Raw genomic sequence first — 16,855 nt, 5'->3', positions numbered from 1 at the left:
GGCCCCGTACGGAGCGGGGGTCCCATGGGCGGGGGTTCCGTGAGCGGGCGTCCCGTGGGCGGGTGTTCCCTGGGCGGGTGTCCCGTACGCCGGGGATCCGTACGCCGGGGACCCGTACGCGGGGGTGCCGTGGGCCGGGGTGCCCGGTGCGGGCGCGGGGCGCCTCGGTCCGCCGGGTCCCGGCGCGGGCCTGCCCTGGCCGCCGTACGCGGGACCGCCCGGCGCGGGCCGGGGCGCCGTGCCGTACGCGGGCCGCTGCGGAGCCCCGTAAGGAGAAGGAGAAGGAGAAGGAGGGGCCGCGCCGTGGACCGGCGTCCCGTGCGCCGGGGTGCCCGGCGTCCCGTACCCCGGGAAGGAGCCGTCGCCGCGGGCGTCCGGGGCGTCGCCGGAGCGGCGGCGCCGGCCCGTGCCCGCCCCGCCGTCCACGACCGGCGCGCGTCCGGTGTCGGTCGCGGGCGCCTGCCCCTTGCGGCTGTGTCGTCCCACTCCGGGCTCAGCTCCCGTCGTGCCGCGCGTCGTGGTCCGCGATCAGCTCCCGGGCGGCCGCGGCGACCGTCTCGGGCTCCTCCATCATCGCCACGTGACCGGCGTCCGGGAGGCTCAGCAGGCGCGCACCGCGGAAGGCCGCGGCGGCCCGGCGGGCCATCCGGTACGAGACGAGCCGGTCACGGCCGCCGTAGACGAGCAGGGTCGGCGCGAGGACGCGCTCCGCCTGCCGCCACAGCCCGTGCTGGCCGCCGAGCGTATACGCGTCGACGATGCCGCGCGAGGACCTGGCCATCGCGTCCCAGAAATAAGGGAGTTCGAGCCTGCGCTCCATCTCCTCGACCGCGTGCAGGAAGCCCTCGTCGGTGACCCGGGCGGGGTCGCCGTAACAGAGCGAGAGGACGCCCCGGACGCGCTGCTCGGGGGTCCAGTCGCGGGACATCCGGGCGAAGAGCCCGGCGACGCCGGGGACGGCGAGGAGCGCCGTCGGCCAGGCGGTGCGCTGGGCGCGCAGCTCGGGCAGGGCCGGGGAGACCAGGGTGAGGGTGCGCACCAGGTCGGGGCGGACGGCGGCGACCCGGGTGACGACGGCGCCGCCCAGCGAGTTGCCGAAGAGGTGCACGGGGCCGCGGCCGGCCGCGTCGAGCAGCCGGATGACGGCGCGGGCGTGCCCGGTGACCGAGTAGTCGCCGTCGTCGGGCGGCGGGGAGACGCCGAAGCCGGGCAGGTCGACGGCCTCGCCGTCGACGGTGTCGGCGAGCAGCGGCATCAGGGCGGACCAGTTCTGCGAGGAACCGCCGAGTCCGTGCACGTACAGCGCGGGCGGCAGGCCGGTCCGGGTGCCGGGACGCGCGCGCACGGTGAGGGAGAGGCCGGGGAGCGCGACGGAGCGCAGCTCCTCGCCGTCGGCGATCCGGACGGGCCGGGAGCGCGGGGCCGCCGGTGCGGCGTCGGCGGTCCGGGTGTCCGGCAGCTCGGTCGAGGACATGGCCGCAATATTACGAGACGATCACGCGGGCCCGTGTGTGGGTGCGGTCACAGGCCCCCGGCCCCTTCCCCTCGGCGCCCCCGTCCCGCCTCCCGGACGCGGCTCGGGTGCGCCCCGGCACCGTTGCTCCTACGCTCGTAAGGAGGGTCGTCGGCGCGGGCCGGACGCCCGCGCGCGGCCGTGGACCGGTTACGGGAGGGAAGCCCATGAGTGTGGATCCGTCCGAGCCCGACACCTTCTCCGACGGAGAGGACGCCGGACTCGACCAGGAGGTTCCGGAGGCCGACGCCGCCGAGCAGCACACCGCGCTGCGTCCTGACGAGGACGCGCCGCCGGGCGAGGTCGACCGGGACGCGGCGAACGAGGCCGACGCCGCCGAGCAGGCCCGGGTCGTCACCCTCGACGAGGACGACTACCGCTGACCGTTCCCGACGTTTTGTTCGGTTCAATCTTGAATTGCCTGTCGACCGCGGCGTCCGGTCCGTGAAATTCTGCGTCCGCACCGCGCACAGCCGGGTTACCCAAAAGTACGATGGCGGCGCGGCGCGACAGCGCGTACGGATCGACATCTTGGGAGGCCGCGTGAGCGCCATCGAGCAGACAGAGGCAGCACGCCCTCGCGGTACGAGGCTCCCGCGCCGTGCCCGGCGGAACCAGCTCCTCGGCGCGGCCCAGGAGGTGTTCGTCGCCCAGGGCTACCACTCCGCGGCCATGGACGACATCGCCGAGCGGGCCGGCGTCAGCAAGCCGGTGCTCTACCAGCACTTCCCCGGGAAGCTGGACCTCTACCTGGCCCTGCTCGACCAGCACTGCGAGGCCCTCCTCCAGGCGGTGCGCACCGCGCTGGCCTCCACCTCGGACAACAAGCTCCGGGTCGCGGCCACCATGGACGCCTATTTCGCCTACGTCGAGGACGAGGGCGGCGCCTTCCGCCTGGTCTTCGAGTCCGACCTCACCAACGAGCCGGCCGTGCGCGAGCGCGTGGACCGGGTGAGCCTCCAGTGCGCCGAGGCGATCTCGGACGTCATCGCCGAGGACACCGGCCTGTCCAAGGACGAGTCGATGCTCCTCGCGGTCGGCCTCGGCGGCGTCTCGCAGGTCGTCGCCCGCTACTGGCTGTCGAGCGAGTCCCCGATCCCCCGGGACACGGCGGTCTCGCTGCTCACCTCGCTCGCCTGGCGCGGCATCGCGGGCTTCCCGCTGCACCCGGTGGACGGGCAGCTGAGCGCCGAGGGCCACTGAGCCACCCGCCCGGCGGGCCCCGCCCCGCCGCGCCCTCCCCGTGTGTTCCCCGGGGGTGTTCGCTCCTGGCGTGCGGCGGCTGCGCCGTGCGCGTCCCCTCACCGGGCTAATGTGTGCAGCGTACGGCGCGGGTTCATCGCGCATGGCTGACCGTTCGGAGGGACATAGCCGTGGAGGTCAAGATCGGCGTGCAGCACGCGCCCCGGGAGATCGTTCTGGAGAGCGGGCAGTCCGCCGAGGACGTGGAGCGCGCCGTCGCCGACGCGCTGTCCGGCAAGGCGCCGCTGCTCAGCCTGGAGGACGAGAAGGGCCGCCGGGTCCTGATCCCGTCGGACAAGATCGCGTACGTGGAGCTGGGCGAGACCGCGGTGCGCCGGGTGGGCTTCGGCACGCTCTGAGGGCCGTCTCTCGCACGGGAGGCCGGGAAGGACCGCACGGTCCTTCCCGGCCTCCGCGCGTTCCCGGCGCGCCTTCCGCTCTCCCGTCCCCACCAGGGCGTACGGGAGGATTGCGCGGCGACGGCGGCGGGTAGAGGGGCTGTGACCGCACCGCCCGCCCCGCAGCCCCCGCGAGGTGATCCACCGTGTTCCTGGAAGCCCTCGGTTCCGCTCTGCTCGGACTCGCCCTGGCCTGGGCCGCCGCGCACCGGCTCCCCGACCGCCTCCCCGCCCGCGGGACCGTGCTCCTGACCGGGTCGCTCGGCGCGGTCTTCGGCGCCCTCGTCACCCACGGGGCGCTCGGCCCCGGTCACTTCCTCGCCACCCTCGCGGGCGCGGTCGCGGTGGCGGCGGTGCTGCTCTCGCTGCTGGTCCGCCCGGCCGCCCGCAGGCTGCGCCGATCATCGTCCGCCGCGTACTGACGCGGCGCCGCGGACGGCGGAAGACGGCCGCGCGGCCCCGGACAGCGGATGTCCGGGGCCGCGCGGCCGTCGTGCGGAAGCGGGAGGGGCTCAGGCCGCGAGGCCCAGGGCCGCCATGCGCTTGGTGTGCGCCTCGGTGATCCGGGAGAACATCCGGCCCACCTCCGCCAGGTCGAAGCCGTCGGCGAGCCCGCCGACCAGCATGGTGGAGAGCGCGTCGCGCTCGGCCACCACGCGCTGGGCCTGCGAGAGCGCCTCGCCCATCAGGCGGCGGGCCCACAGCGCGAGCCGGCCGCCGACGCGCGGGTCGGCGTCGATGGCGGCGCGGACCTTCTCCACCGCGAAGTTGCCGTGGCCGGTGTCGTCGAGGACGGCCAGCACCAGGGCGCGGGTGTCGGAGTCGAGGCGGACGGCGACCTCGCGGTAGAAGTCGCTGGCGATCGAGTCGCCCACGTACGCCTTGACCAGGCCCTCCAGCCAGTCCGACGGGGCGGTCTGGCGGTGGAAGTCGTCGAGCGCCTTGGCGAAGGGCTCCATCGCGGCGGTCGGTTCGGCGTCCACGGCGGCCAGCCGGTCGCGCAGCCGCTCGAAGTGGTGGAACTCGGCGGAGGCCATCTTCGCCAGCTCGGCCTTGTCCTCCAGGGACGGCGCCAGCTTGGCGTCCTCGGCGAGCCGTTCGAAGGCCGCCAGCTCGCCGTAGGCGAGGGCGCCGAGGAGGTCGATCACGGCGGCGCGGTAGTGCGGCTCCGCGGAGGCCGTGGCCCAGTCCTCGGCGGCGATGCCGGTGGGCGCGTCGCCTTCGGCGGCGGGGGTGGCGTTGTCAGGCGTCTCCATGCAGGGCACAATAGCCCGCCCTCCGGGCCCCCGAAGGTCCCGGCCTCCCGGTGTGACCGTGCACTCATCGCCATTTCACCCGACACACATGCGCGATTCCGGGGTACAGTGATATTGCGCCTGCCGACTACGCGGACATGCTTTCGCACGTTCGGACGTGTCCGGTGGGCCGACGCATGAATGAGGATGCCCGGTCGGTGGCCCGATCGGCTCCGGCCCGACAGCCCTTCCGGCGGACCCGCCGAAGGGTCCCCTCAGCGGTACGACGCTCGAGCGACGGCAGTGGTCCCGTGCCCCCCGGCGGCGGTCCTCCCCAGGATCCCGCGGGAGGAGTCCGGCACGAGGAGACCCCCTTCGTTCGCCTCGCGCCGCGTCTCACAGAAGAGGCAGCACCCTGACTACGTTCCGAGAGCTCGGAATCCTTTCCGAGACCGCCGAAGCGCTCGAAGCCGTCGGCATCGTCACCCCCTTCCCCATCCAGGAGATGACCCTCCCGGTCGCCCTCACCGGCACCGACGTCATCGGCCAGGCCAAGACCGGCACGGGCAAGACCCTCGGCTTCGGCCTGCCGATCCTGGAGCGGGTCACCGTCCCCGTCGACATCGAGGCCGGCCGCGCGAAGCCCGAGCAGCTGACCGAGGCGCCGCAGGCCCTCATCGTCGTGCCGACCCGCGAGCTGTGCCAGCAGGTCACCAACGACCTCCTGACCGCCGGCAAGGTGCGCAACGTGCGCGTCCTCGCCATCTACGGCGGCCGGGCCTACGAGCCGCAGGTCGAGGCGCTCCAGAAGGGCGTCGACGTCGTCGTCGGCACCCCGGGCCGTCTGCTCGACCTGGCCGGCCAGCGCAAGCTCGACCTGTCGCACATCAAGACCCTCGTCCTCGACGAGGCCGACGAGATGCTCGACCTGGGCTTCCTGCCCGACGTCGAGAAGATCATCAACATGCTGCCGCCGAAGCGCCAGACGATGCTCTTCTCCGCGACGATGCCGGGCGCCGTCATCGGCCTGGCACGCCGCTACATGTCGCAGCCCACGCACATCCGCGCGACCTCGCCGGACGACGAGGGCGTGACCCACGCCAACATCGCGCAGCACGTCTACCGCGCGCACAACATGGACAAGCCGGAGATGGTCGCGCGGATCCTCCAGGCCCGCGGCCGCGGCCTCGCGATGATCTTCTGCCGTACCAAGCGGACGGCCGCCGACATCGCCGAGCAGCTCCAGCGGCGCGGCTTCGCCTCCGGCGCGGTCCACGGCGACCTCGGCCAGGGCGCCCGCGAGCAGGCGCTGCGCGCCTTCCGCAACGGCAAGGTGGACGTCCTCGTCTGCACCGACGTCGCCGCGCGCGGCATCGACGTCGAGGGCGTCACCCACGTCATCAACTACCAGACGCCCGAGGACGAGAAGACGTACCTGCACCGCACCGGCCGCACCGGCCGCGCGGGCAACACCGGTACGGCGATCACCCTGGTCGACTGGGACGACATCCCGCGCTGGCAGCTGATCAACAAGGCGCTGGAGCTGGACTTCCACAACCCGGTGGAGACCTACTCCAGCTCCCCGCACTTCTACGCCGAGCTGGACATCCCCGAGGGCACCAAGGGCATCCTGCCGCGCTCCGAGCGGACCCGCGCGGGTCTCGCGGCGGAGGAGCTGGAGGACCTGGGCGAGCCCGGCGGGCGCCGTGCCCGCGGCGGCCGGACCGAGGCCCCCGCCGAGGAGCGCCCGGCCCGCGCCCCGCGCCAGCGCCGCCGCACCCGTGGCGGTGCCGACGACGCCCCGGTGGCCGAGGCGCCCGCGACCGAGCAGGAGTCCGCCGAGGGCCCGCGCCGGCCGCGCCGCCGCCGCACCCGCGGCACCGGCCCGGTCGGAGGCGGCATCCCGGTCGCCGGTACGGCCCCGGTGACCGCCGAGGCCCCCGCCGCGGAGGTCGTCGAGACCGCCGCCGCGGAGACCGTGGAGGCCCCCGTCGTGGAAGCCCCCGCTGTGGAAGCCCCCGCCGTGGAGACGCCCGTCGCGGTCCCGGCCGCCGACGAGCAGCCGTCCGGTGACGGCCGTGCGCGCCGCCGCCGCTCCCGTGGCGGCCGCCCGGAGGCGGAGACCGCGCCGGCCGAGGTCCCCGTGACCGAGGCTCCCGCGGCCGAGGCCCCGGCCGCCGTCGAGGCGCCCGCCGAGGCTCCGGCCGAGGAGAGCGCCCCGCGCCGCCGCCGCGGTCGTGGCGGCCGCCCGGAGGCGGAGGCCCCGGCCCCCACCGCCGTCGCGGCCGAGGAGACCGGTCCGCGTCGTCGCCGTGGTCGCGGTGGCCGCCCCGAGGCCGTCGCGGCGCCCGCCGCCCCGGCCCCGGCCGCCGCTCCCGCCCCGCGCAAGCGGCGGGTCCGGCCGCGCGCCGAGGAGACGGTGTTCTTCCAGACCGTGGAGACCGCCGCCGCCGAGCTGGCCGCCGCCCGCCGGCAGCCCGCCCCGGCCGCCGCTCCCGTCGCCGTGCCGGCCCAGACCGCCGTGGAGCCCGTCGCTCCCCGCGCGGCCGAGGCCGCCCCGGTCCAGGCTCCGCTCTCCGCCGTCCCGGCGCAGGCCCCGTCCGGGCCGCGCGTCCGCCGCCGGGCGACCCGTCCGGTCTCCACTCCGGGCGCCGTCGTCGAGACCGCTCCGGCCGTCGTCGAGGCCCCGGCCCCGGCTCCGGTCGAGGAGCCGCCGGCCCGGACCCGCCGCCGCGCGGTCCGCAAGGCGTCGAGCCCGGTGACGGCCACGGCCGCCGCCGAGGCCGTCCTGGTGATCCCGGCCCCGGTCGAGGAGGCCCCGGCGCCCGTCGCCGAGACCGCCCCGGTCGAGGAGGCCCCGAAGGCCCCGCGCAAGCGGACCGCCGCGAAGAAGGCCGTCGCGACCGAGGCCGCCCCGGTCGAAGAGGCCCCCAAGGCCCCGCGCAAGCGGGCCGCCGCCAAGAAGACCGCCGCCGCCGAGGCGCCCGCCGCGACCGAGGAGGCCCCGAAGGCCCCCCGTAAGCGCGCCGCCGCGAAGAAGACGGCCGCGGTCGTCGAGGAGGCCCCCGCCGAGGAGGCCCCCAAGGCTCCGCGCAAGCGGGCCGCCGCGAAGAAGGCCGTCGCCGCCGAGACCGCCCCGGTCGAGGAGGCGCCGAAGGCCCCGCGCAAGCGGGCCGCCGCCAAGAAGACCGCCGCCGTCGAGACGCCCGCGACCGAGGAGGCCCCCAAGGCTCCCCGCAAGCGCGCCGCCGCGAAGAAGGCCGTCGCCACCGAGGCCCCCGCCGAGGAGGCTCCGAAGGCTCCGCGCAAGCGGGCCGCCGCCAAGAAGACGGCGGCCGCCCAGCCGGAGGCGTGACCCCCGGCCCGGACCACCGGGCCCGTGCCGGAGGCCCGGCCCCTCACCGGGGGCCGGGCCTCCGGCGTTCCCGCCCCGCACCGGACGTTCCCGGAGGCCGTACTCCGGTTACAGTCCTGACATGAGCAAGCCCCGCTCCCTCGCGCTGCCGCCGGGCACCCGGGCCCACCGGATCGAGACCGTGCGCGGCGCCTTCGCCGTGCTCGACGCCGCGCCCCGGGGCGACCGGCGCGGCACCGTCCTGATGCTGCCCGGCTACACCGGCAGCAAGGAGGACTTCCTGGCGCTGCTCGGCCCGCTCGGCGCGGCCGGCTACCGGGTCGTCGCCGTCGACGGGCGCGGACAGAACGAGTCGTACGGCCCCCGGGGCCGGGCCGCCTACCGCCGCCGGGCGCTCGCCCTGGACGCCGTCGCGCAGGCGATGGCCCTGCGCGACGGGCCGGTGCACCTGCTCGGCCACTCCTTCGGCGGGCTCGTCGCCCGCTCGGCCGCCGTGCTCGCGCCCCGCTCCTTCCGCTCGCTGACCCTGCTGTCGTCCGGCCCCGGCCGGGTCGCCCGGCCGCAGCGGCTGCGGATCCGGGCCCTGCGCGCCGGGAACGCGCTGCTCGCCAAGGACAGCGTGTGGCGGGCCACCCGCTGGCTGGACTCCCGGGGCGAGGAGCCGGACGCGGCGGCCGACTCCCCCGAGCTGGCCGGCTTCCTGCGGCGGCGCTGGATGCTGACCCGGATCTCCCAGCTGTCGGGGGCGGGCCGGCTGCTGCTGCGCGACCCCGACGGGGCGGCGGAGCTGGCCGCGCTGCCGCTGCCCGTGCACCTGGCGTACGGCTCCGACGAGATGGTGTGGCCGCCGGCCGAGCTGGCGGCGGTCGCGGCCGGCACGGGCGCGCACCACACCGTCGTCGCGGGCGCGGGCCACTCCCCCAACGTGTCGCACCCCGAGGAGCTGGCCGAACGGCTGGCCGCCTTCTGGACGCGGGTCGACGCGGCCCCCCGTCCCCAGGAGGCCGCGTCCGAGGTCAGTACTGCGTCCTGAGGTGCTGCCAGAAGCCGTCGCGCAGGGCGCGGCGGAGCGCGCCGTGGCCGCGCAGCGAGCGGCTGAGCCGCGTCTCGGCCTCGACCAGGAGGTCCTGGTCGACGGCGGCGGGGAGGAAGGGGTCGCCGGGGAGGAGTTCGGCGAGCCGGTCGCGACCGCGCTCGCCGAGCCAGGTGGCGGCGATCTGGGCGCCGATGAAGCGGACCTCCTCGCGGGAGGGCGGGGGCCCGGCCTCGCCCTCGTACATCGTGACGGGGCGGCGGGTGACGTACGGGCGGCAGAAGTCCAGGTCGAAGGTGCGCTGGCTGTCCACCTCCCAGAGCAGGGCCTCGGCCTGGTTGGGGCCTTCGGCGGCCTCGATGCCCCAGAGGTGGACGCGGGCGCCGTAGCCCTGGGCGGCCTCGACGGCGGAGACCAGGTCCTCGTCGCCGCCGACGAGGGCGGCGTCGCTGATGGCGCGGTGGCGGGCGAGGGACTCCAGGTCGGAGCGGATGAGGGAGTCGACGCCCTTCTGCTGGTTGTTGGCGTTGAGGTTGCCGAGGCGGACCTTGACGTCGGGGAGTTCGGCGATGGACTGCTGCTCGGTGGTGTGGATGCGGCGGCGGGCGCCGTCGTACCAGTAGACGCGCAGCAGGCGGCTGTCGGCGAAGATCGTGCGGGCGGTGTCGATGAACGCCTCGATGAGGCCCTCGGCGTCCAGGTCGAAGTTGCGCCGGTCCTCGGTGCCCGCCACCAGCAATCCGGCGGAAGCGTGGACGTAACCGGCGTCGACGAAGATGGCGTGGGTGGACGGGGTCTTCGCGACCTCGGCCAGCATCCGTCTCAGGAGCTCGTTGGTCTGCTCCAGGCGCCGCTCCAGCGCGTGCAGCGCGTCGGGGGCGGCCGGGGGTTCGGGGGCGGGCGGGCCGGGGTGCGTGGCGTCGTTCATCGGCCCTCATTGTCCGCCGCCGGAAGGTGTGCCGCCACACCCCCTACCGATTAGTAGTTAGACAGGCGAAAATTTTCTTTAGCGTAAGGAATGTTTTCGCCCCCTGCCTCGTTGGACACAGAGGTACACACGTGCCCAGTTCTCCACATGGAGGATCAACTCGGACGAAGGGAGAAGCCGTGCGCTTCGAAATCCTGCGCCTCGACGACATCGACGGGACCCCCGTGGACTCGACCGTCGTGGACGCCGCCTCCGTCAACAGGATCGTGCAGCAGGCCGCCGCGATCGGCCAGCGCATCTGGATCCGACCCGCTGAGACCGCGGCCTCGTAACGGCCGGGTCCACACCACGCACCGCGCCCCCGCGCGGACTCCGCTCGACGGAATCCGTACGGGGGCGCAGTGGCGTCCGGGACCGGGCGCCGGGCCGTCAGGTGCCCTGGACGACCTGGGTGACGCCGTTGATGATCTGCTGCACGGCGATGGCGGAGAGCATCATGCCGGCGAGCCGGGTGACCAGGACGACGCCGCCGTCCTTGATGACCCGGATGATGAGCAGCGAGTAGCGCATGGTGAGCCAGAGCACGACGTGCATGGCGACGATGGCGGCCCAGACGGAGATCTGCGCGGAGACGCTGTCGGCGTGCTGGACGGCGAGGATGACCGAGACGATGGCGCCGGGCCCGGCGAGCAGCGGCATGCCGAGCGGGACCAGGGCGACGTTGACGTCCTTGGTCTGCTTGGGCTCGTCGGTCTTGCCGGTGAGCAGGTCGAGCGCGATGAGGAGCAGCAGGAGGCCGCCCGCGATCATCAGGGCGGGCACGGAGACGTGCAGGTAGGCCAGGATCTGCTGGCCGAGGATGCCGAAGACGGTGATGACGCCGAAGGCGACGGCGACCGCCTGCCAGGCCATCCGGCGCTGGACCTTGGCGGGGCGGCCGGAGGTCAGCGCCAGGAAGATCGGCGTGATGCCGGGCGGATCCATGATCACGAACAGGGTGAGGAAGAGCGAGCCGAAGACGGCGACGTCGAACACGGTGGGGTGCCTTGCGGGGAGAGGGTCGATCGGGGGGAGTCGGAGCGGAATCAATGATTCCGGCACCGGCGCGCGCGTGTCCCGCCGCCGCGCGGAGAACGTGCGGGGCGGGGAACGCGCGTCAGCGTGTACGGGTACGAGTGCGGGCGCGGGGCCGGGCAGCACGGCGCCCCGCCGTCACGCGACGGCGGGGAGAGGGGATGCCGGAACGGCGGCGCCGGGGACGCCTCAGGCGGACGCTCCGCCGGCGCCGGGGACCGGGAAGGCGCCGGTGGCACGGCGGGTGATCTCGCCGTAGATCTCGGGGTCGGTGGTGTACTCGCCGAGCCGGCAGGTCTTGCGGCTGCCGTGGTAGTCGCTGGAGCCGGTGGCCAGCAGGCCCAGCTCCTTCGCGAGCCCGCGCAGCCGGGCCCGGGTCGGCTCGTCGTGGTCCATGTGGTCGACCTCGATGCCGTCGAGACCGGCCTCGGCGAGCCGGGCGAGGGCCGCCTCCGGAATCACCCGGCCGCGCTTGACGGCGGCCGGATGGGCCAGGACCGCGACCCCGCCGGCGGCCTTGACCAGCCGGATCGCGTCGGCCGGGTCCAGCTCGTGCTTGTCGACGTGGGCGCGCCCGCCGTCGGCGATCCACTCGGCGGTGAAGGCCCCGGAGACATCGGGGACGACCCCGAGCTCGACGAGGGCCTCGGCGATGTGCGGGCGGCCGACCGAGCCGTCGCCCGCGATCCGGGCCACCTGCTCCCAGGTCACCGGGACGCCCAGGTCGCGCAGCCGCCCGATGATGGCGCGGGCGCGGGGCACCCGGTCGTCGCGGACCAGCTCGCGCTCGGCGAGCAGGGCCGGCTCCTCGGGGTCGAAGAGGTAGGCGAGCAGGTGCACGCCGGTGCCGTCGAGGCGGCAGGAGAGCTCGGCGCCGGTGACGACGGTCAGCCCCTCGGGCGCGGCGGCGATCGCCTCGGCGTGGCCGCGGGTGGTGTCGTGGTCGGTGAGGGCGACGACGTCCAGTCCGGCCGCGGCGGCGCCGCGGACCAGCTCGGCGGGGGTGTCGGTGCCGTCGGAGGCCGTGGAGTGGGTGTGCAGGTCGATGCGCACGACGCGGTTCTCCAGGAGCTCGGGACGGGTGACTGACGCTTCAGCATAACGGGCGATTCACGCACGGTTGTACGGATCCGGGGCATCGGGCGCCCGTTACGGAACGGGGGGTGCGACGGTCCGTCAGCCGAGCAGGCGCGGGGTGAGCGCGCCGCAGGGCAGCAGCTCGACCTCGGCGCCCGCGTCGCGCAGGTCGGTGAGGACCAGCTCGTCGTACATCAGCAGCCCGGACTGCTCGGGCCAGACGATCGCCCAGAGCCACAGGCCGCGCGCCTCGCCGGCGAAGACGGCCCGGTCGTGCGGGGTGCCGGTGACGTGCCAGAGGGGGGTGGGGCGGCCGGCGGCGAGGACCTTGGTCTGCGGCGGCTTGTCGATGGCCATGCCGGAGCCGGGGTCGGGGCCGTCGATGCCGGCGTACCGGGCGCCGAGGCCGACGCCGAGCTCCTCGGCGACGAGGAGCAGCTCGCCGAGGCCGCCGAGGGGGCCGGGGCCGGAGCAGGCGACGGCGGTGGCACGCCCGCCGCTGCGGTCGTCACCGGCGTAGGCGACCCCGGTGAAGAGCCAGCCGACGGGGAGCGGCCAGGGCATCCAGACGGGCACCTGCGAGCGGTGGACGGCGGCGCCGAGGGCTTCGACGCTGGGCGGGACGACGGGCTGGAGCGGGTGGACGGCGCCGTGCGCGTCGCACTGCCAGGAGTCGGCGAAGAGGCCGGGCGCCCTGACCCGCCCACCGCACTTCGGACAACTGGGTTCGCCCCTCATAGGGCTCAACGGTCCTCCCGCTTCCGCCTCCCGTCAAGGACGGGCACGACCGATCACCCGTCCGGACCGCCCGCGTCCCCCGTGCGCCGCGCTCCCCCGCACCCCGGCCCGGCCCCGGCCGCATCCCGGCCCACATCCCGGCCCGCGCCCCGTCCGCGCCCCGCCCGTCCCCCCGTCCGCCCCGTCGTCCGCCTTCCCTCCCGACCGAGATAGATGTAGCTTGCACCCATTAGCTTGTCTAACTTATTGTGCGCGCACAGCACTCGTCACACGGATACGGAGGAACCGTCCATGGCACCCACGGAAGACCCCCTCGAAACGGCCGAGACGCCCGGCGGCGGCCTCCTGCGCCAGCCCCCCGCCGTCTGGGCCACCGCCGGGGCGTCCGTCGTCGCCTTCATGGGCATCGGACTCGTCGACCCGATCCTGCCCTCGATCGCCAAGGGGCTGGACGCCACGGCGAGCCAGGTCTCGCTCCTGTTCACCTCGTACTTCCTCATCACCGCCGTCGCGATGCTGGTGACCGGCTTCGTCTCCAGCCGGATCGGCGGCCGCCGGACCCTCCTCGCCGGGCTCGCCCTCGTCGTCGTCTTCGCCGGACTCGCCGGCACCTCCGACACGGTCGGCCAGCTCGTCGGCTTCCGGGCCGGCTGGGGCCTCGGCAACGCCCTCTTCGTCTCCACCTCGCTCGCCGTCATCGTCGGCGCGGCGGCCGGCGGCAGCGCGGCGGCGATCCTGCTCTACGAGTCGGCCCTCGGACTCGGCATGGCGTGCGGGCCGCTGCTCGGCGCCCTCCTCGGCGACGCGAGCTGGCGCTACCCCTTCTTCGGCACCGCCGTCCTCATGGCGATCGGCTTCGTCTGCATCGCGGTCTTCCTGAAGGAGCAGCCGAAGCCCGCCCGGAAGACCTCGCCGCTCGACCCGATCCGGGCCCTCGGCCACGGCGGGCTCGCCTCCGCCGCCGCGGCCGCCTTCTGCTACAACTACGCGTTCTTCACGGTGCTCGCCTTCACGCCCTTCGTGCTGGACATGACGCCGTACCGGTCCGGCGGGGTCTTCTTCTTCTGGGGCGTGCTGCTCGCCGTCTTCTCCGTGCTCGTCGCCCCGCGCCTCCAGCGCCGCTTCGGCTCGCTCGCGGTGCTGGCCGGATCACTGGTGCTGCTCGCCGCCGACGTGCTCGTCCTCGGCTACGGGAACCACACCACGGCCGTCGTCTGCACCGTCCTGTCCGGCGCGTTCATCGGCGTCAACAACACCGTCTTCACCGAGCTCGCCCTCGGCGTCTCGGACGCCCCTCGCCCGGTGGCCAGCGCGGGCTACAACTTCGTCCGCTGGTTCGCGGCGGCCGCCGCCCCCTACCTCGCGCCGAAGATCGAGGAGTGGAGCGACGTCCACATGCCCTTCGCCGTCGCGGCCCTCGCCGCCGTCGCCGGCGCCGGGATCGTCGTCGTCCGCCGCTCCGCCCTCACCCGCGAGGCCGAGGAGCTCGCCCCGGAACACGCCGCCGAGGACGGCGTCACCGCCTTCGCGAACTGACCGGCGTACGGCTCCGGGCCACGGCTCCGGAGCCGTACGGGCACTCAGTCCAGGGCCACCGGACCGCGCAGCGGGTCGCGCAGGTCCGTGCCCTTCGACAGCCAGCGCTCCTCCAGCGCCTGCGCCCCGTGCACCCGCTTCCAGGCCGCCTCGTTCGGCGTCATCGGCAGCAGCGGCAGGAAGCGGACCGGGTCGCGCGGCGCGGCCAGCTCCAGATCCTCCACCAGCCCGCCCGGCTCGGCGACCAGGACCGAGGTGAAGGAGGCGCCCGGCCACAGCGGCCCGCCGACGTCCAGCGAGGCGCCCGCGGCCACGACCACGCCCTCCACCTGGGGCGTCGCCGCCAGCACCGCGAGCGGGCGCAGCACCTTGTCGGTGTCGGCGCGCCCGGCCCGCACGGTGAGGACCAGCTCGGCGCGCGGCCCCTTCACCGGGTCCGCGAGCGCCGCCGTCGGGTCGGCCATCGGCGCCGCCGACATGCCGAGCGTGGCGTAGCGCACGAGCCCCGCCTCCGCGTCGACGAAGCGCAGCACCTCGATGCGGTCGGCGCCCAGGAAGGTCACCGCGGCCCGCGCGTCCGGTTCGCCCAGGGCCGTGCGGAGCCGGGCCTCGACCAGTGCAAGAACTTCTTCCATCCCGCGAGCATAGATCGCGTATGGAACGGGCAAAGTAAGGGATTGACCATCGGTCGGCTGATAGTGTTGGCCAGTGGTCGGGTTTCCCGACTGCTCGTCACACGTCATCCCTCACGAGGGACCGGCCGGAGGAGGTGGGACTGCGATGGATCGAAGTCGATCGGGCAGTACCAGCCGCTCTTCCGCCGCACCGCACCCGAGCCGGGTGCGTTCCTCCCTCCGGTGACACCGGGTCCCCGTCCGTTCGGGACCCCCCTCTCCGGCCTCGCGTACGACGGAAGAGCATCCCTCCCCTCTGCCTGTCTGTTGCGAACGCCGTCGCCGTGACCACGCGGTGCCGCCCGCTTTGTGGACGACGCTCCCCTCCCGTCCCCATTCCGGGCTGTGCCACGGCCGCCGACGGCCCGTCCGTGAAGGAGCACGCCCATGTCGATGATCCGTGACCTGCGCGCGGCCGTTCGGCCGAGTCTGCGTCCCAGCCTGCGCAAGACCCCCACCACGTACACGAACTACGACCCGACCCGCGACCACTCGGCCTCCAGCGCCGTCGTCGACTGCGCGGTCTACCGCGACGGGCGCCGGGTCGACGACCGCGCCTGCCTCACCCCGCGCGGCGCGATGTCCCGCGTCCGCGAGGAGGGCGGCTTCGCCTGGATCGGGCTCCACGAGCCCACCGAGGCCGAATTCGCCGGTATCGCCGCCGAGTTCGGGCTGCACCCGCTCGCCGTCGAGGACGCCGTCCACGCCCACCAGCGGCCCAAGCTGGAGCGGTACGACGACACCCTCTTCACCGTCTTCAAGACGATCCACTACGTCGAGCACGCCGAGCTGACCGCGACCAGCGAGGTCGTCGAGACCGGCGAGGTGATGTGCTTCACCGGCCCCGACTTCGTCATCACCGTCCGGCACGGCGGCCAGGGCTCCCTGCGCAACCTCCGCCACCGCCTCCAGGGCGAGCCCGAGCTGCTCGCCAAGGGCCCCTCCGCCGTCCTGCACGCCCTCGCCGACCACGTCGTCGACGGCTACATCGCGGTCGCCGACGCCGTCGAACTCGACATCGACCAGCTGGAGATCGACGTCTTCTCGCCGGCCGCCAAGGGCTCCAAGCGCGGCACCGACACCGGCCGCATCTACCAGCTCAAGCGCGAGGTCCTGGAGTTCAAGCGGGCGGTCACCCCGCTCCAGCGGCCGATGCAGCTGCTCAGCGAGCGGCCGATGCGGCTGGTGGACCCGGACATCCAGAAGTACTTCCGGGACGTCGCCGACCACCTGGCCCGCGTCCAGGAGCAGGTCGTCGGCTTCGACGAGCTGCTGAACTCGATCCTCCAGGCCAACCTGGCGCAGGCGACCGTCGCCCAGAACGAGGACATGCGCAAGATCACCTCGTGGGCGGCGATCGTCGCCGTCCCCACGGCGGTCTGCGGCGTCTACGGCATGAACTTCGACTACATGCCGGAACTCCAGTGGAGGTTCGGCTACCCGATGGTGCTCGGCGGCATCGCCGTCATCTGCTTCACCATCCACCGCACGCTCAAGCGCAACGGCTGGCTCTGACGCCCTAGGCTTCGCCCCATGACAGATGAGCTGTTCCTCGTCGAGGAGGCCACCAAGAAGTCCGGCCTGGTGTGGGTGCGGGGCACCGGGCCCGCCCGCGCGCTCTGGCACGTCTGGCACGACGGCGCCGCCCACGTGGTCGGCGACGGCCCCGGCGAGCAGCCGCTGCCCGGCCTGGCCGACGGCGCCACCGCCGAGGTCACCGTCCGCAGCAAGGACAAGGGCGGCCGGCTCGTCTCCTGGACGGCCGCCGTGCGCGAGCTCTCCCCCGGCACCGACGCGTGGGACGCGGCCGTCGCCGAACTGAAGGGCAAGCGGCTCAACGCGCCAGACGGCGAGGCGGTGCCCGGGCGCTGGGCGCGCGAGTGCCGCGTCCTGCGCCTCGACCCGCGCGCCGTCACCACCGAACTCCCCGACGGCTCGCTCGCCGCCGTCCCCCTGCCCTCGGAGGCGAACACCCGCCGCCCGGTCCCGGCCGCCCTCCCCCGCCTCCTGTTCCGGCGGGGGAAGCGCTGACCGGGCGGGCCGGGTACGGAA

Annotated in this window: 17 protein-coding genes; 10 read left to right on the top strand and 7 right to left on the bottom strand. The window is 74.7% G+C overall.

Going from position 1 to position 16,855, the window contains the following annotated elements; translation table 11 throughout:
- Positions 1 to 493: 493 nt before the first annotated feature.
- Positions 494 to 1,474 (bottom strand): alpha/beta fold hydrolase, encoded by a 981-nt coding sequence (locus IE219_RS07065; protein ID WP_189975691.1) that lies wholly within the window; start codon positions 1,472 to 1,474, stop codon positions 494 to 496.
- A 206-nt stretch (positions 1,475 to 1,680) separates the two neighbouring features.
- Here IE219_RS07065 and IE219_RS07060 point away from each other — a divergent pair, with 206 nt between their 5' ends.
- The 4 genes from IE219_RS07060 (at position 1,681) to IE219_RS07045 (ending at position 3,575) form a co-directional block, all read left to right on the top strand.
- The gene (locus IE219_RS07060) at positions 1,681 to 1,896 is read left to right on the top strand and encodes an Rv3202a family protein (RefSeq protein WP_189975690.1); all 216 of its coding nucleotides are present in this window, start codon (positions 1,681 to 1,683) and stop codon (positions 1,894 to 1,896) included.
- Between the two features lie 160 nt (positions 1,897 to 2,056).
- Positions 2,057 to 2,716, top strand: a complete 660-nt coding sequence (locus tag IE219_RS07055; RefSeq protein ID WP_189975689.1) for a TetR/AcrR family transcriptional regulator — start codon at positions 2,057 to 2,059, stop codon at positions 2,714 to 2,716.
- 170 nt (positions 2,717 to 2,886) lie between these two features.
- Positions 2,887 to 3,114: a DUF3107 domain-containing protein gene (locus tag IE219_RS07050; protein ID WP_189975688.1), complete on the top strand. Its 228-nt coding sequence runs from the start codon at positions 2,887 to 2,889 to the stop codon at positions 3,112 to 3,114.
- Between the two features lie 185 nt (positions 3,115 to 3,299).
- Complete coding sequence (locus IE219_RS07045) at positions 3,300 to 3,575, top strand: hypothetical protein (protein ID WP_189975687.1); 276 nt, start codon at positions 3,300 to 3,302, stop codon at positions 3,573 to 3,575.
- 90 nt (positions 3,576 to 3,665) lie between these two features.
- Here the strand turns inward: IE219_RS07045 and IE219_RS07040 are convergent, their stop codons facing one another.
- Positions 3,666 to 4,409, bottom strand: a complete 744-nt coding sequence (locus tag IE219_RS07040; RefSeq protein WP_189975686.1) for a ferritin-like fold-containing protein — start codon at positions 4,407 to 4,409, stop codon at positions 3,666 to 3,668.
- A gap of 484 nt (positions 4,410 to 4,893) precedes the next feature.
- Here IE219_RS07040 and IE219_RS07035 point away from each other — a divergent pair, with 484 nt between their 5' ends.
- A complete protein-coding gene (locus IE219_RS07035; RefSeq protein WP_189975685.1) occupies positions 4,894 to 7,743 on the top strand; it encodes a DEAD/DEAH box helicase in 2,850 nt (949 codons plus the stop codon).
- Positions 7,744 to 7,864: 121 nt separating this feature from the next.
- Complete coding sequence (locus IE219_RS07030) at positions 7,865 to 8,776, top strand: alpha/beta fold hydrolase (RefSeq protein ID WP_189975684.1); 912 nt, start codon at positions 7,865 to 7,867, stop codon at positions 8,774 to 8,776.
- Here the strand turns inward: IE219_RS07030 and IE219_RS07025 are convergent.
- Complete coding sequence (locus tag IE219_RS07025; RefSeq protein WP_373298782.1) at positions 8,760 to 9,704, bottom strand: NYN domain-containing protein; 945 nt, start codon at positions 9,702 to 9,704, stop codon at positions 8,760 to 8,762. The two genes, IE219_RS07030 and IE219_RS07025, sit on opposite strands and share 17 nt — an antisense overlap.
- Before the next feature lie 179 nt (positions 9,705 to 9,883).
- On the opposite strand from IE219_RS07025, the gene IE219_RS07020 reads away from it, so the two are divergent.
- Complete coding sequence (locus tag IE219_RS07020; RefSeq protein WP_189975683.1) at positions 9,884 to 10,036, top strand: DUF8834 family protein; 153 nt, start codon at positions 9,884 to 9,886, stop codon at positions 10,034 to 10,036.
- A gap of 97 nt (positions 10,037 to 10,133) precedes the next feature.
- Here the strand turns inward: IE219_RS07020 and IE219_RS07015 are convergent, their stop codons facing one another.
- From IE219_RS07015 to IE219_RS07005, 3 genes are all read right to left on the bottom strand, one after another.
- Positions 10,134 to 10,739 (bottom strand): MarC family protein, encoded by a 606-nt coding sequence (locus tag IE219_RS07015; protein WP_189975682.1) that lies wholly within the window; start codon positions 10,737 to 10,739, stop codon positions 10,134 to 10,136.
- Positions 10,740 to 10,967: 228 nt separating this feature from the next.
- Entirely contained in the window at positions 10,968 to 11,831 is an 864-nt protein-coding gene (locus IE219_RS07010; protein WP_189975681.1) for a PHP domain-containing protein, read from the bottom strand.
- Between the two features lie 123 nt (positions 11,832 to 11,954).
- Entirely contained in the window at positions 11,955 to 12,593 is a 639-nt protein-coding gene (locus IE219_RS07005) for a DUF6758 family protein (protein ID WP_189975680.1), read from the bottom strand.
- 291 nt (positions 12,594 to 12,884) lie between these two features.
- Here IE219_RS07005 and IE219_RS07000 point away from each other — a divergent pair, with 291 nt between their 5' ends.
- Complete coding sequence (locus IE219_RS07000; protein WP_189975679.1) at positions 12,885 to 14,129, top strand: MFS transporter; 1,245 nt, start codon at positions 12,885 to 12,887, stop codon at positions 14,127 to 14,129.
- Between the two features lie 44 nt (positions 14,130 to 14,173).
- Here the strand turns inward: IE219_RS07000 and IE219_RS06995 are convergent, their stop codons facing one another.
- Positions 14,174 to 14,764 carry a suppressor of fused domain protein gene (locus tag IE219_RS06995; RefSeq protein ID WP_189975678.1) on the bottom strand — a complete coding sequence of 197 codons (591 nt, stop codon included), beginning with the start codon at positions 14,762 to 14,764 and terminating at the stop codon, positions 14,174 to 14,176.
- Between the two features lie 426 nt (positions 14,765 to 15,190).
- Between IE219_RS06995 and IE219_RS06990 the strand changes: the two genes are divergently transcribed.
- Complete coding sequence (locus IE219_RS06990) at positions 15,191 to 16,318, top strand: magnesium and cobalt transport protein CorA (RefSeq protein ID WP_189975677.1); 1,128 nt, start codon at positions 15,191 to 15,193, stop codon at positions 16,316 to 16,318.
- Between the two features lie 18 nt (positions 16,319 to 16,336).
- Complete coding sequence (locus IE219_RS06985; protein WP_189975676.1) at positions 16,337 to 16,834, top strand: hypothetical protein; 498 nt, start codon at positions 16,337 to 16,339, stop codon at positions 16,832 to 16,834.
- Positions 16,835 to 16,855: the final 21 nt, after the last annotated feature.

Origin of the sequence: Streptomyces termitum, from assembly GCF_014650175.1 — a bacterium.
Lineage (GTDB): Bacteria > Actinomycetota > Actinomycetes > Streptomycetales > Streptomycetaceae > Streptomyces > Streptomyces termitum.
This window is presented reverse-complemented; position numbering and strand designations above follow the sequence as displayed.